The organism is Acidobacteriota bacterium (assembly GCA_022340665.1).
In the GTDB taxonomy this organism is placed as follows: domain Bacteria; phylum Acidobacteriota; class Thermoanaerobaculia; order Thermoanaerobaculales; family Sulfomarinibacteraceae; genus Sulfomarinibacter.
On the sequence record JAJDNM010000031.1, the window covers coordinates 1 to 14,030 of the forward strand.

General features: G+C 62.2%; 9 protein-coding genes and 1 tRNA gene. 2 read left to right on the top strand and 8 right to left on the bottom strand.

Annotated elements, in window-relative coordinates:
- Positions 1–499 precede the first annotated feature (499 nt).
- Positions 500–576: transfer RNA gene (locus LJE93_04650), tRNA-Arg, on the bottom strand.
- A 596-nt stretch (positions 577–1,172) separates the two neighbouring features.
- On the opposite strand from LJE93_04650, the gene LJE93_04655 reads away from it, so the two are divergent.
- Both LJE93_04655 and LJE93_04660 read left to right on the top strand, forming a co-directional pair.
- On the top strand, positions 1,173–2,081 hold the full coding sequence (locus LJE93_04655; GenBank protein MCG6948190.1) for an ATP-binding cassette domain-containing protein: 909 nt from the start codon (positions 1,173–1,175) through the stop codon (positions 2,079–2,081).
- A gap of 190 nt (positions 2,082–2,271) precedes the next feature.
- On the top strand, positions 2,272–3,531 hold the full coding sequence (locus LJE93_04660) for an ABC transporter permease (GenBank protein ID MCG6948191.1): 1,260 nt from the start codon (positions 2,272–2,274) through the stop codon (positions 3,529–3,531).
- A 235-nt stretch (positions 3,532–3,766) separates the two neighbouring features.
- Here LJE93_04660 and LJE93_04665 read toward each other — a convergent pair whose 3' ends face one another.
- The 7 genes from LJE93_04665 to LJE93_04695 form a co-directional block, all read right to left on the bottom strand.
- Positions 3,767–6,058, bottom strand: a complete 2,292-nt coding sequence (locus LJE93_04665) for a pyruvate, phosphate dikinase (protein ID MCG6948192.1) — start codon at positions 6,056–6,058, stop codon at positions 3,767–3,769.
- A 303-nt stretch (positions 6,059–6,361) separates the two neighbouring features.
- Positions 6,362–7,726 carry a DUF4340 domain-containing protein gene (locus LJE93_04670; protein MCG6948193.1) on the bottom strand — a complete coding sequence of 455 codons (1,365 nt, stop codon included), beginning with the start codon at positions 7,724–7,726 and terminating at the stop codon, positions 6,362–6,364.
- 132 nt (positions 7,727–7,858) lie between these two features.
- Positions 7,859–9,316 (bottom strand): GldG family protein, encoded by a 1,458-nt coding sequence (locus tag LJE93_04675; protein MCG6948194.1) that lies wholly within the window; start codon positions 9,314–9,316, stop codon positions 7,859–7,861.
- 4 nt (positions 9,317–9,320) lie between these two features.
- Positions 9,321–10,064 carry an ABC transporter permease gene (locus LJE93_04680; protein MCG6948195.1) on the bottom strand — a complete coding sequence of 248 codons (744 nt, stop codon included), beginning with the start codon at positions 10,062–10,064 and terminating at the stop codon, positions 9,321–9,323.
- Complete coding sequence (locus LJE93_04685; protein ID MCG6948196.1) at positions 10,057–11,019, bottom strand: ABC transporter ATP-binding protein; 963 nt, start codon at positions 11,017–11,019, stop codon at positions 10,057–10,059. The genes LJE93_04680 and LJE93_04685 overlap by 8 nt, the downstream gene beginning before the upstream one ends.
- 234 nt (positions 11,020–11,253) lie before the next feature.
- Positions 11,254–11,814 (bottom strand): zinc-ribbon domain-containing protein, encoded by a 561-nt coding sequence (locus LJE93_04690; protein ID MCG6948197.1) that lies wholly within the window; start codon positions 11,812–11,814, stop codon positions 11,254–11,256.
- Between the two features lie 169 nt (positions 11,815–11,983).
- The gene (locus tag LJE93_04695) at positions 11,984–14,005 is read right to left on the bottom strand and encodes a S9 family peptidase (protein MCG6948198.1); all 2,022 of its coding nucleotides are present in this window, start codon (positions 14,003–14,005) and stop codon (positions 11,984–11,986) included.
- Between the last annotated feature and the right edge of the window lie 25 nt (positions 14,006–14,030).

The window sequence follows — 14,030 nt, forward strand, 5'->3', positions numbered from 1 at the left end:
AGTCGATCCCAAGCCGCAATTCACGTTCGATCCCTGAGAGCACGAAGCGCATGGTGCTATCGAGCAGAGATGTGATGTCTTCCATTGCCCGACGATAAGATTCCCGATTCACCCCCGTCAAGAATTCGAAAGGCGCCCCATAACTCGCGAACGGGTGTGCCACGCGACGAAAGTTCCACGAGACCGTTCGATGGGTGCCACGTTCACCATTGCACCATTCGGATGCCGTTTTGAATCTGGAGAGGCGCTGTCCGGCTTCGCTGCAGGGCAGCTACGCCGGGACCACTTTTTCATTCGTTTGAAAATCGAATGAAAAAGTGGCGCGCCGAAAGGGACTCGAATCTCGGCGAGAGGCAGCCACTCATGGGCGGCGCCGCTGGGCGGATGGGTGGAGGCGGCGTCCGCTCATTGGCTGGCTCCGCCGAGACGCGCCGCCGCAGGCGGCGCAACGCGCACAAGACAGCACGGCGATGCAAGTTGCCTTTGGCAGGGAAGTTATTGGCGCGCCGAAAGGGACTCGAACCCCCAACCTTCTGATCCGTAGTCAGATGCTCTATCCAATTGAGCTATCGGCGCAGCCCAAGGGAAGGAGATTGTGCCACAAGGGGGATTGCGGTGCAAGCCCAGATGTGAATTAGGAATGAGGAATTAGGAATGAGGAAATCCCGCCCACCGACCCATTTGGGATTTCGGATTTGGGATTTCGACCCACCCGCGCCACAGATCCCTCGGCTCGCTACGCTCGCTCGGGATGACACTCTGGTTGGCCTGCCGAGGCCAGGTCCTCGTCATGTGATTTCGGATTTTCCGCCGATCCGGCTCTCCCTTTGGCTACGCCGTGACAAGTCCTCCCGTCTCGCCACCAAGACGCCACGAACACCAGGGAATTCCCTGGTTATCAGAATTCGATCGCGAAAACCGAATAGAGTTCGTTGAGTCTTTGCACAAGCAGTTTGTGACGAGGCAGGGAAATACTGGGAAAAGTCCTTCGTGGCTTCCTGGCGGTCTCGCTGACGGCGCGAACCGGGATTTCCGCCCACCCACAAACGTGAGACCGAGGGGACTGGTGGGAAATACGAAATCCGAAATTCGCAATTCGAAATGCGAAAGGCGCCGGCGGAAGAGGGTGGCCGGTCGCGCGTAGTATCCTCCGATCCGAAAAAGGAGGCCATTTGGAGCCAATTCTCGAGATACAGAACCTGAGCAAGCGCTACGGGGACCACATCGCGGTCGATGACATCAGCTTTTCGGTGCCCCGAGGTTCGGTCTTCGGCCTGCTGGGCCCGAACGGGGCCGGCAAGACGACGACCATCCGGATGGTGATGCGGATCATCGCTGCGGACAGCGGCACGGTACTGCTCGACGGCCTGCCGGTGGACGACGACCGGCGGCGCATCATCGGCTACCTGCCGGAGGAACGCGGCCTGTACAAGAAGATGAAGGTGCTGGAGCACCTGGTCTACTTGGGCACGATCCGCGGCATCCGCCCCGGAGAGGCGCGGAAGCGCTCCGCCGCCTGGCTCGAGAGATTCGACCTTTCCGAGTGGGCGACGCACAAGGTCGAGGATCTTTCGAAGGGCATGCAGCAGAAGATCCAGTTCATCGGCACCATCCTCCACCGGCCGCCGCTGCTGATCCTCGACGAGCCGTTCTCGGGCCTCGACCCGATCAACACCCGCGCCCTCAAGAATCTGCTGCAGGAGATGGCGGCGGAGGGCGTGACCATCGTCCTCTCGACCCATGTCCTGCCCCAGGTCGACGAGCTGTGCTCGGACATCTGCCTGATCAACCGCGCGCGGCCGATCCTCTACGGCTCACTCGACAGCATTCGCAACGACTACGGCGGCAACACCTGGCGAGTGCGATCGGATCTGTCCGACGACCAGCTCGCCGCCCTCCCTGGAGTGACCTCGGTCCACCCGCTTGGCGACGAGCGATTGCTGGAGCTTTCGAACGGCCAGGAACCGCGCGAGCTGCTGCGGGCGCTGGTCGAGCGGAGTCAGGTGGAAAGCTTCACGCGGTTCGTCCCGGACCTCGAGAACATTTTCATCCGCGCCGTGGAGGAGGACCGCCATGCCTAGCCTGCATATCTCACCAGCTGTCTATTGCGGCCGACGATCCGCCGCACCCAGCTGTGCTTTCTCATCTCCGGGTGCTCGACGTACCGTCAAGTACGCCTCCGCGCCCGGAGAATCAAAAACCCAGCTGGTCACAGCGTCTCAACGACCTCGTCACGAAACCCGGTGAGATATGCAGGCTAACCTCCAACGAGTGCTGGCCGTCATCCGCCGCGAGTACCTCGAGCGAGTTCGAACCAAGGCATTCTGGATCTCGACGATCCTGGTGCCGGTCTTTCTCGGCGCGGTGATGATCCTCCCGGCGTGGCTCGCCGCCCGCGGCGGAGGAGAGTTCTCGGTCGCGGTGCTCGATTTGTCGGGCCGGTTCTTCGAGCCGATCCGGCTCGAGGTCGAGCGAAGCGTGTCGGGAGTCGACGAGAAGCTGGATGTGACCCTGGTGCGCCAGGAGCCCGGCACCGATCCGGATGCAACCCGCGAGCGGCTGAAAGAAGAAGTCCAGAACAAGAGCTACGACGGACTTCTGGTCATCCCCGACACCATGCCCGACGAGGGCCGGCCCGAGTACATCGCGCCTAACGTGGCCGCATTCAAGCTGCTGACAGTGATCGAGCGCTCGGTCAACAACGTGATGGTCGCGGATCGTCTGACCGACGCCGGCCTCGATCCAGAGACCGTCCGCGAGCTCACCCGCCGGGTCGGACTCAACACCCTCAAGCTCGGCAAGGGTGGCGAGGAGACATCCGACCAGGGCCAGACCTTCATCCTCGCCTACATCTTCGTGATGATCATCTACATGACGGTGCTGATGTACGGCATCTACGTCATGCGCGGCGTGCTCGAGGAGAAGAGCTCACACGTGGTCGAGGTGATCATCTCGACGGTCAAGCCCTTCGAGCTGATGCTCGGCAAGATCCTCGGCATCGGCGCGGTCGGGCTCACCCAATTCCTGATCTGGGCGGTGTTGATGGCAGCGATCTCGGCACCAGGCACGATGGCGGCGATGGGTATGAGTGGTATCGAGCTGCCATCGATCCCGGCCCAGCTCTTGGTCTTCTTCGTCATCTACTTCGTCCTCGGATTCCTCCTCTACGGAACCCTCTATGCCGGCATCGGCGCCGCCTTCGACACCGAGCAGGAAGCACAGAACTTCCAGGCCATGGTGACCATGTTCCTGGTGGTGCCTCTGGTGCTGATGATGCAGATCCTCAACCAGCCCGACGGCACCCTGTCGGTAGTTCTCTCGCTGATCCCGTTCTTCACGCCGATGTTGATGTTCCTGCGGATGACCCTGACCCAGGTCCCGCCGATCCAGATCGCCGCGTCGGTGGTGTTCATGATCGCGGCGATCCTCGCCTGTACCTGGATCGTGGCCAAGATCTACCGGGTCGGGATTTTGATGCACGGTTCGAAGCCGAAGATGAAGGACCTGATGCGCTGGGTGCGGGAAGCCTGATCACGATCACGTATTTCGAATTTCGGATTTCGAATTTATCCCCCGCCCAACCCAGGTTCACAGGGGGGGTGGTTGGGAAATTCGGAATTCGGAATCAGGGGTAGGTGGCAGGGGCGAGGTACCCGAGAATGAGGAATTAGGAATGAGGAATTACGAATTTCCACCCCTCCCCCCGTGGCACGGATCGTCGTGGGTGGGTGGGCGGCATTCCTAATTCCTAATTCACAATTCCTAATTAGCCCTCTGGTTTTGCCAAGAACCCGAGGGCTTTGTCGGCCTCGGCATCCATGATGACCTGGAGCAGATCGCCGTCGGTGACGGCGGGCACGTGAATCACGCGCACGATCTCCTGCATGTCGGCGAACTCGGGGGCGACCTCGGCCAGGCTGCTGGGCGAGCCGTTGAGGAACTCTTCGTTCCACACCACTGCCGGATCGTCGGGGTAGAGCGGGAGGTAATGGATCCCGGACTCGACGAGGTCATTGAAGAAGTGCGTGCCGAAGCTCACATCCGGAAGGTACGAGCCTTTTTGACGGGCGATCTCGATCAGGATCGCGGTGTGGGAGATGTCGGCATAGGTCACCGGCACTCCGAGCTTGATGTCACCACGGCTCCCCCATCGCCCCGGGCCCATCAAAAGGAAACGTCCCTTCGGGAGTGCTTTGTTGACCACGCCGATGGCGCGGGCGACCCGTTGCATCTCCTCGCGCGTCTCGAGCTTCTCGTAGTCGCGAGGGTCGACCAGGACGATGTACTCGAGGTCTCGGGCCTGGCCCATCTGCACGTAACGGTTGGCCGAGAAGACCTTTTTTTCCTCCAGCACGTCGGCCGGCACCTCGACGTGCTGCGCCGAGGCCCCGCGGCTCAAAGCGCGGCACTGAAGCATGTAGAAGTCGTCGCCATCGTGGGCGAACTCCACGTCCACCGGTTCGCCGAGGCCTTCTTCGAGGAGATCCAGCATCTGTTTCAGGTCACGTGGAAAGGAGGTCTTCAACAAACCGTCGAAGGTGATGACCAGCTCCTTGGGATCCACCTGAGGGAGGATCCCCACCAGCGGCAGGATCTGGTGATCGCGGTAAATGGAGAAGATGCGGTTCATGTGCGGAATCTGGCGCCCGACCCTGCCCATGAACGCAGCCAGGGGCATCGACTCGAACTGGCTCTCGCGGAGATCGACGACGTCGACGTCGTGTTGGGAGTAGCGGTAGACCTCGTCCGGCCGCTGCACTGCGCGCAGGGCGGGTTGCTCGAGCGCAACCAGCACCGGGTAGTCGTTGACGGTCCGGTCGACCGCGCGGGTGCCGAGGCCGAGCACCAGCCGCGCCATGCCGTCGGTGTGGCGGATGCGCGGCGACCATCGCATCTCGCAGCGCGAGAAGGCGACGCCAGCGAAAACCGGAAACAACATGCCGCCTGCTTCGCGCCCCACGACCTCCTGGATGAGAACACCCATCTGCTCCTGGAAATCGATCAGGCCGCGCTCGCGACGGTACTCAATCGGGTCGGGGTGGAAGATCGACGCGTAGACCTCGGCGATCGCGTCCTCGAGAGCCGCCAGCCGTGCTTCCAGGGTGCCCGAGTTGGGGATGAAAAGGCTCTTGTACTTGCCGGAGAAGGCGTGGCCGATGCGGTCCTCGAGCAGGCTCGAGGAGCGAATGATCAGCGGCACTTCGCCGATCTCATAGAGCATCTCCTCCAGGCCCTTCTCGATGGTCGGCGGGAAGGAACCGCTCTTGAAGAGACGCTCGACGAGCGGAAACTCATCGTGCACCTCCTCCGGCTTCTTGTACTTGACGTTGATCAGCTCTTCGAGACCGTTGTACTCGATGAACTCGAGGATGCCATTCGACGGCAGAAAATAAGAATTCGGGATTTTGTGCTCGGCCGCGAGACGACCTTCACGCCTGGCCTCCTGCAGGATCGAATGGGCGAGGATGAGGCCGGCCGACTTGCCACCGAGGCGTCCGTAGCGGCCGTCGGTGGGCAGGATGTGGTCGAGCACGTAGGCGAAATCGACCACCCGGATGTAACGCTTGGCCACCGAAATGAAGTCGAGCTGCTCGGTGAGGAATCGGCGGATCAGGGCGGCCCTGGTTCCGATCACATCCTCGCGCGGCGCAACCGCCTCGCCCGGCGCAAAATTCAGGAACTCGTGGATCTTGTCGCGCAAGACGTCGAGCGGCGTGTCGGGGTCCTCGGCCAGCCGCGCGCCCTCTTGGACCAACATCCTCTTTTCGACCAAAAGGATGGTGGCTTTAATCTCCTCGGGAGTGAGGTAGCGCCCCGCGTACTCGAGGGCCAGGTCGTAAAGCTCCTGACGAGACTCGTGATTGAGCTGCGGCTTCGGCCGATTGGGATCGTGGATCCGCCGGCCGCCATTTTGCAGGGCGGCGGCCAGCTCGTCGAGGGCGTCGAGATCGACCAGGCCCTTCTTCTGCAGGTCTCGCAGCAAGCGGCGGCAGACGCGTGCGGTCACCTCGGGCTTTCGTCGCCTGAGGTCCTCGAATTGCTGACGCCATTCTTCCATGCCGGGGTGGATTGTATCTGCTAACCCGGTCTTCTTACCAGGTGTCTACTGCGGACGGCGCATGGCACCAATCTGTCGTGCATTTCGCGAATCGTGCTGCGTTCCCCGCCGACAACAGCGCAAGGTGGCCGAGGGCTCGCCTGAAGGCGCGCCCATCGGACACGCGCTGGTGGGGGTGAGACGCAAGCGCCGAAGGCGCGCCTCACCGTAGCGCTGCGACGCCTGCGTCGCCCGATTCGCGAAAAACCCAACACCTCACTACCCTTCGCCGCCCTCGTCACGACACCCGGTAAGAAGATCGGGCTAATTGGATTCAGCGTCGGATTCTTCCGGCGGTTCGGGGCGGAGTTGGTCGAGATTCTCGAGCACGGCCTCGACATCCTCGACCTCCACCCCCATGACCGTGTCGCGACCCGTCACCTGGACCATTGCCTTCCCACCCTCTTCCAGCGGCGCGTGGAAACTGAAGACAAGGAGCGGACGCTCCTCGCCCTCCTTCTCCTCCAGCACGACTTCAACCCGTCCCATCTCGCTGGTTATCGGTGTCATCAGATCATAGTCGGTGGCCTCGAGGTCGGCGAGGGAGCGAAGACGCTCCTGGACCTTGGCAAGGTCCGCCTCGGAATCGTCTTCGAAGTGCCACAGGCCGTCCTCGTGAATCAGAATCGCCGATTCCTCGGGCGCGGTGATCCGCACTTCCCGCACATCCCACGTCTCGAACGGCATGACCTTCTTCGCGCGCCACAGGACCGGCGCCTTCGAAAGGCGCGTCAGCACCCGTTCCGATGCCCAGAAGACGGCCCCATCGCCACGTCGGCACGCGACCTCGGTGTCGTTCTCCCCCTCCCGGGTGTCTCCGAGGTCCAGCCTCAACGGCTCGCCGCCGTCACTCCGCACCACAGTGATCGAGTACCCCGGCAGGTCGAGACCGAGCTCACCGAGATCCGCCACATCGTCGAGAAATTCCTCGATCCGCATGGAGCGGAGGTCCGAGATCAGGCCACCGAGGTGGTCGTCGTCGGCCAGGTCCTCGAGCGGCCGGAGGAGCCGCCACCGATCATCCACCCGCACGGCCCGGATGGTGTCGGTGCCGGCCTCGATGTCGATCGAAGCGACATCATCCTCGAGAAAGTCGATGACGTCCCGCGAGCGCCAGTCATCGGTCTTCCGCTCGAGATCGTTCACGAACCAACCCGAGGCGATGATCACTTCGTCGCCGCCATCGATGAGGAGCGCTCGTTTCGATCCCAGTGGAAGCTCGTCTCCCACCGCGATCGATCGCTCGCCGCCGCCTGCCATCTCGAGCGTCACCTCGGCCGCCGGGTCATCCAGGCCGTACTCGGCCGGTTCGATCTCTTCCACGGCGATACGACGGTCGGCTGTCAGATTGGCCAACGAGCCGAGGGTCGAACTCACCGTAGAGCTGTCGGCCGGAAAATCGAAAGGCGCGCGCAACCGCCATTGCTCGCCAACCCTCTCGAGCCGTACGTGTCCGGATTCGCTCTCGATCTCGATGGCCTGAACGTCATCTCGATCGAAGTCGTGCAGCACCTTGTCCGCCTCTTTGCGTGCCTCCTCCGTGGTCGGCTGGTGGCGCTCAAATATCAGAATATATGCCAGTACAGCTATGACAACCGCTGCGAGAATTATGAGGTTTTTGCTTTTCACGGAGCTCTCCTCATGATGAATTAGGAATTAGGAGTTAGGAATTAGGAATTCCCAACCCTTCCCCCCGGTAGAGATCACCGTCACGGGCGGGTGGGCGGCATTCCTCATTCCTCATTCCTCATTCGCCAATCGTTAGTGGCGTCGACGGCGCCATACGAGAATGCCGGCCAGAATCGCCGCTCCGGGCATGGCGATGAGCACCAGTAGCAACAGATTGCGCATCTGCTGCTGGGTCAGAAAGAGGCTCACCTGCTCCACATCGCGCGGTGGAATACCGACCAGGTCCTCGCGCGCGGCCAACCAGTTGAAGGCGCCCACCGCCAGCACCGAGTTACCGGCGTTGGAGATGTCGAGGTCGGTCAGGAAATCCGAATCACCGAAGACGACAAGGCGATAGCCCTCCGGCTCGGAGTCCTCCCCGGAAGCCGTCAATTCGGTGCCGCCTTCAACTGCAACCCCGACCGCCACCGGTCCGGCGTTGTCGGCGTCGTCGAGCGCCACCGGATCGCCACGCAGGAGCATTTCGAGATCGGTCTCTCCCCAACCCTCGCTCGAGGTCTGCACCAACACCGAGGCATCCTCGCCATCAGCCGCCAGTGAACGCGAAACCGTGAAGAGCACAGCAAAGCCTTCGAGCCCCTGGGTCATTTCATGTGTCGGAAAGTCATCCAGATAAACTGCCGAAAGGTCATAGAAGGGAAGCCGCCGAGATGGATCGACCACCAGATCGTCGCGGACGATCACGCCACGTTCGGCGAGCATCGCCTCGAGCCGGGTCGACCGCATCGTGCCGCCCGGCTGGATCAGCGGATCGATCGCCACCAACAGCCGACCACCTGCGTCGAGGAAGGCATTCAAGGCGTCGATCTCCACCTCGGTGAAGGCCGCGGTCGGTCCCACGATCGCGAGGACGTCGGCATCCTCCGGGATCTCGCCCGAGAGCAGGCTGGTGTTGGCGATCTCCATGTTCTCGCGCTTGAGGCTTTCCTCGAGAATCTGGAGGCTTCGACCGGAGCTGCCCGTATCGAGGGACGCCTCCCCGTGTCCGGTCACGACGTAGATCTTCGGCACGTCCGGAGCGACCAGGGAGAGAATCGCGGATGTGAACTGCTCCTCGCCCTTGAACGCACGCATCGTCGGGCCCTGTCCGTACTGCATCCCCGAGTAGTCCATTTCGGCCATCTGATCCGAGGTCACGTACTTGGTGCGGTCCCCGTAGACGAAGACCACGGTGTCCGCGACCTGCACGCCGTACTGCTCGGCCAATTGGGTGGTCTTGAGCGGTTCTTTCTCCGGATCGATGTACTCGACCGTGATCTTGTCCGACGCCGCCTTGTAGCGCTCGAGAAGCTCCTGGACCTGATCGAACATCGACGTCTGCGGGGTCATGAAGACCACCACCTTGATCTCGTCAGTCAGGTCCGAGAGGATGTTTTCGGTCTTTTCCGACAGGCTGTAGATCTGGGTCGTGGTCCAGTCGGACCGAACGTAATTTCGGGCCGAAATCCAGTTGATCATCACCGTCAAGGCGACGACGAGAATCACCGCGACAACGCCGGAAATCGTGTAACGAACGGCTTGCTGCCTCATACCGTCACCTCCACTTCTTGACTTCGAGAGACTTGGTGGCGAGGAAGAGGAAGAGCACGCCCGCCGACAGCTGGTAGATCACGTGCCGGGAGTCGACGATGCCCTTGGCGAAATCGTCCATTTGAGTCCACAGATTCATATTCCCGAGAGCGGACTTGATGAATGAGTCGGAGACCATGAGCTGTTCGACTAGGCCGATGGAGAAGAGAATCACCATCGCCGCGAAGGCGATGATCGCTGCGATCAGCTGGTTGTCGGTCAGGGTCGAGCTGAAGGTACCGACCGCGATGAAGAAGAAGCCGAGCAGGAAAACGCCGAGGTATCCGGACAGCACCGGCCCGATGTCGATCTCCGAGTGTCTTGTCAGAACCAGCACGTAGAGCACGGTCGGCAGCCACAACGTCACGTAGAACGCCATCGCGGCGGCGAACTTGCCGATGATGACCTGGCCTTCGGTGACCGGCGAGGTGAGAAGGACCTCGACCGTGCCCGACCGCCGCTCCTCGGCGATCAGCCGCATGGTGATGACCGGTACCACGAACAGGAGGAAGAGCCAGAAGAAGATCGTTCCGCCGAAGAAGAGCCTCAGCGGCGTCATCGCCGGAGTCTGCGGATTGTTGAGGAAGGAAACGATCAAATAGAAGATGTAGCCCTGCATGAGCAGGAAGGCGGTCAACACGATGTATGCGAGGGGCGACGAGAAGTAGGCAATCAGCTCGCGCCGGATGATGGCCCAGATCTTACGCATCGTGCACCTCCCCGGCCGGCTCGGCAAGGAGCTCGTCCTCGCGGGTCGTCAGCCTCACAAACACGTCCTCGAGCGACGCCTGCTGCGGGGTCAGCGTCAGCAGCACCCAATCCTTCTCGACTGCGAGCCGGAAGACCGCCTCGCGCGGGTCGGAGCCGGCCGCGTGCTCGAGGACGAACCGGCCGCTACCGAGCTCCCTGGTGCCGACAACTCCCGGCAGTCCTTGCAGCACCTCCCGGGCCGAACTGTCGGCGCCCCCGAGCTCGACTGAGAGCGACGGGTTGCCGATCAGCTTTGCCTGCAGTGCGTCCGGCGTGCCGTCGGCGACGATCCGGCCGCGATCGATGATGAAAACCCGCTCGCAGACTTGCTCCACCTCGGGCAGGATGTGGGTCGACAGGAGCACCGTGTGGTCCTCGCCGAGCTCGGTGATCAACTCCCGCACCTTGATGATCTGGTTCGGGTCGAGTCCGACCGTAGGTTCGTCGAGGATCAGCACCGGCGGTTGGTGAATCAGAGCGCCGGCCAGGCCGACCCGCTGACGGTAGCCCTTGGAGAGGGTGCCGACCACCTGCCGCCGCACCTCGCCGAGCAGGCACTTCTCGACGACATACTCGATCTGCTTTTGGACTTCGCCGCGGGGGACCTCCTCGACCGCTGCCCTGAAGCGGAGAAACTCGTCGACCCGCATCTCCGGATAGAGGGGCACGTTTTCCGGCAGGTAGCCGACGTTGCGCCTGAGCCCGACCGGATCCTGATCGAGATCGACCCCGGCCACCACCACGCGCCCGGTTGTCGGTGGCAGAAACGCCGTCAACATCCTCATCACCGTCGTCTTGCCCGCACCGTTGGGACCGAGGAATCCGAGCACCTGACCCTCCGGTACGAAGAAGCTCAGGTCCCGGACGACCGGTGCCTCGACATAGGTCTTGCTGAGGTTTTCCACTTCAATCATCTATCGCGCCTCCTGTCGGTGGTCTGGGTTTCCGAAAGACGGCCGAAACGAATCCACCGCGAACCGGTTTTCGTGTGCAGCGGTTTCCTTCGCAGAAGGAATGCGCATCACCCGGCCCCTCTCAGTGGCACACCCTAAGCAAAATGCGATCCAATTTCAAGCCCGGAAATGCGCGTATCAGCGCCGCGAAATCACGTCATTTTGGCAGCTCACCCGCACCGTCATGCGGGCTCATCACGCCGTGGAGTTTCCCGTGACGATCAGCATCAGGGTGGTCGATCCGACGGTGAATTCTCCCTGGTTGGGGATCTCGGCTTCCTCTGCCCGTTCACCGCCGACCCAGGTGCCGTTGGTGGCACCCATGTCCACCAGCACGACCGTGCCGCTCCTCACCTCGAGCATCGCGTGCCGGCGTGATACCTCCGAATCCTTGACCTGAATGTCCATCGCCGAGCCCCGGCCCAGGTAAACGCGAGGCTTGGTGATCGGGAAGACGCTACCGGCCTGCGAGCCGGCGATCACCGCCAGGGAATAACGCTGGTCCTTGGGCAGGGGGGCGAGCTCCGGAAACTCCGGCGGCTCGGGCTCCGGCTCGGGCTCGGGCGTCTCGATCGGTTCGGGCGATTCCTGGAACATCTTCTTGATCGAGGTCGCGTTGGAGGGTTCGTCGAGCGGATTCCGGACCTCGAAGGCGTGTTGGCAGCTGGTGCACTTGACCTGCTTGACCTCGGCGCCGCCGAAACGCGCCTCATCGTACCGGTACTTCGTTTCGCAGTTCGGGCAGGTAATGATCACCTAGCGTCCTCCACGGCCTCTGACTCCTCAATGATATCAGCATTGAGTTCCCGGTTCTGAGTTCCTAGTTTTGAGTTTCGAGTTGCCCCCACCCTCCATTCGCACCATTGGGGAGGGCGGGTGGGAACTCAAAACTCACACCTCAAAACTCAACACTATTTCCCCTCCGCTACTCCACAGCCGGAGCCGTCCACCGATCCATCCAGTCGAGGACAACCTCGTGCCACTGAATCGAGTTGACCGGCTTAAGCACCCAGTGATTTTCGTCCGGGTAATAGAGCAGCCTCGACGGCACTCCGAGACGCTGGAGGGCGTTGAAAGTGGCGAGGCCCTGAGTATCCACGACACGGTAGTCGAGCGCGCCGTGGACCACCAACTCCGGCGTCTTCCAGTTTTGAACATAGTTCACCGGTGAGTGCTCGCGGTAGCCGTCGGGGTTCTCCCAGGGCGTGCCACCGTGCTCCCATTCGGGGAACCAAAGCTCCTCGGTGTCGTAGTAGGCCATCAGCTCGTCGAGATTGCCGTCGTGGCAGACCAGCGCCTTGAATCGATCGGTCTGACCCTGGATCCAGTTGATCATGTAGCCGCCGAAGCTGGCGCCGGCTGCAGCCATGCGCTCGGGATCGATCCACGAGTGCCGCGAGAGCACGTGATCGAGGCCCTTCATCAGATCGACGTACGGCTTCCCGCCCCAATCGCCGTTGATGGCGTCGGTGAAGTCCTGGCCGTAGCCGGTCGAGCCGTGGAAGTCGATCATCACCGTCGCGTAGCCGTGGCCCGCATAGATCTGCGGGTTCCACCGGTAATGCCAGTGATCGTCGAAGCTGCCCTGCGGCCCGCCGTGGATGAGAAAGGCGAGCGGGTATGTCTTGTTGGGATCGAAGTCCACCGGATAGATGAAGTAGCCGAATACCTCGTCGGAGTTGGCGCCGTAGAAGGAGAACTGCTTGTAGCGACCGAAAGAGATCGCCTCCAGCCGCTTGTCGTTGAGATGCGTGATCTGCGTTTCCAAACCACCCTTACCGGGAATGACGTAAAGCTCGACCGGCTCCACGAGGCTGTCACGAGTGAAGAGCACGCGCCCGTCGGCGAGCGGTTGAGGGCTCGAGTTGGTGTGAACGGTGCTGACCGCGGAAACCATGCCGTCCGAGGGGTCGATGCGAAAGATGGAATGGTTGCCGATGTTGTCGGCCGCCGCGTAGAGCGCCGTCCCGTCCGGCGTCCACACCACCGAACCCGGCGAGCGGTCCCAGCGCTCGGTGAGGTTGCGTGTCTGGCCGGTGGTCCAGTCCCTGATCATCACCCGGTACCGATCGGCCTCGTAGCCCGGGCGGACCATCGCGACGTAGGCGAGAGAGGTGCCGTCGGGGGAGAAGGCGGGCGAGGCATCCCAGGCCTCGTTGTCCTCGGTCAGGCACCGGGCAGGCTTCGAACCATCGGTAGGCACCGCCCATAGATCCCAATCGGTCGACCACACCTCCTCGGAGCCGTTGACCACCTTGGCCGTGTAGACCAGCCACGCGTCGTCCGGCGAAACGGTGTAGTCTCCGTCACCGCCCCACGGGATGGTCGGACAGTCGCCGTCGACCCCAGCCATGAGGTCGACCGCGGCGCCGGCGGTGCCGTCTTCCGCAATCGGAATTCGGAACACGTGATTTCGACGGCCATCCTTCCAGGTGTCCCAATGTCGTACGAAGACCTTGTCGAAGATCATTCCGGACGCCTTCTCCGCCTCTTTCGCCTCGAGGCGTGCGGCCGTGCACTCGACGGACGCATCGCAGTCGGGATAGACCGCGAGCCCGACGTAGAGCGCGCGACCGCCCGGCCCGACGACCAACGAGTCGACATCGAGCGGAAGGTCCGTGACCTGCCCGGCCTCGTTTTTGACGAAGCTCCAACGCCAGACCTGGGCCGAACCGCTGCGGGAAGACAGGAAGTACAGCGTTTCGTCGTTCTGCCACCGCGCGCTCCAGTCGTTGGCGGCATCCCTTGTCAGACGACTGGCGCCCGACCCGTCTGTCGCCGCGATCCAGACGTCCCGGAGACCCTTGTTGGCCTCGAGATCCATCGTGGTAACGGTGAAGGCGGCGCGGCTGCCGTCGGGAGACGGCTGCGGATCGGAAACCCGCTGCATCGCCACGAGATCGTGGACGTTGAAGGGATGTTGCTGGGCGCTGCTTATTGACGCCACAGCCAGCAACAGAGCGAACGTGAGC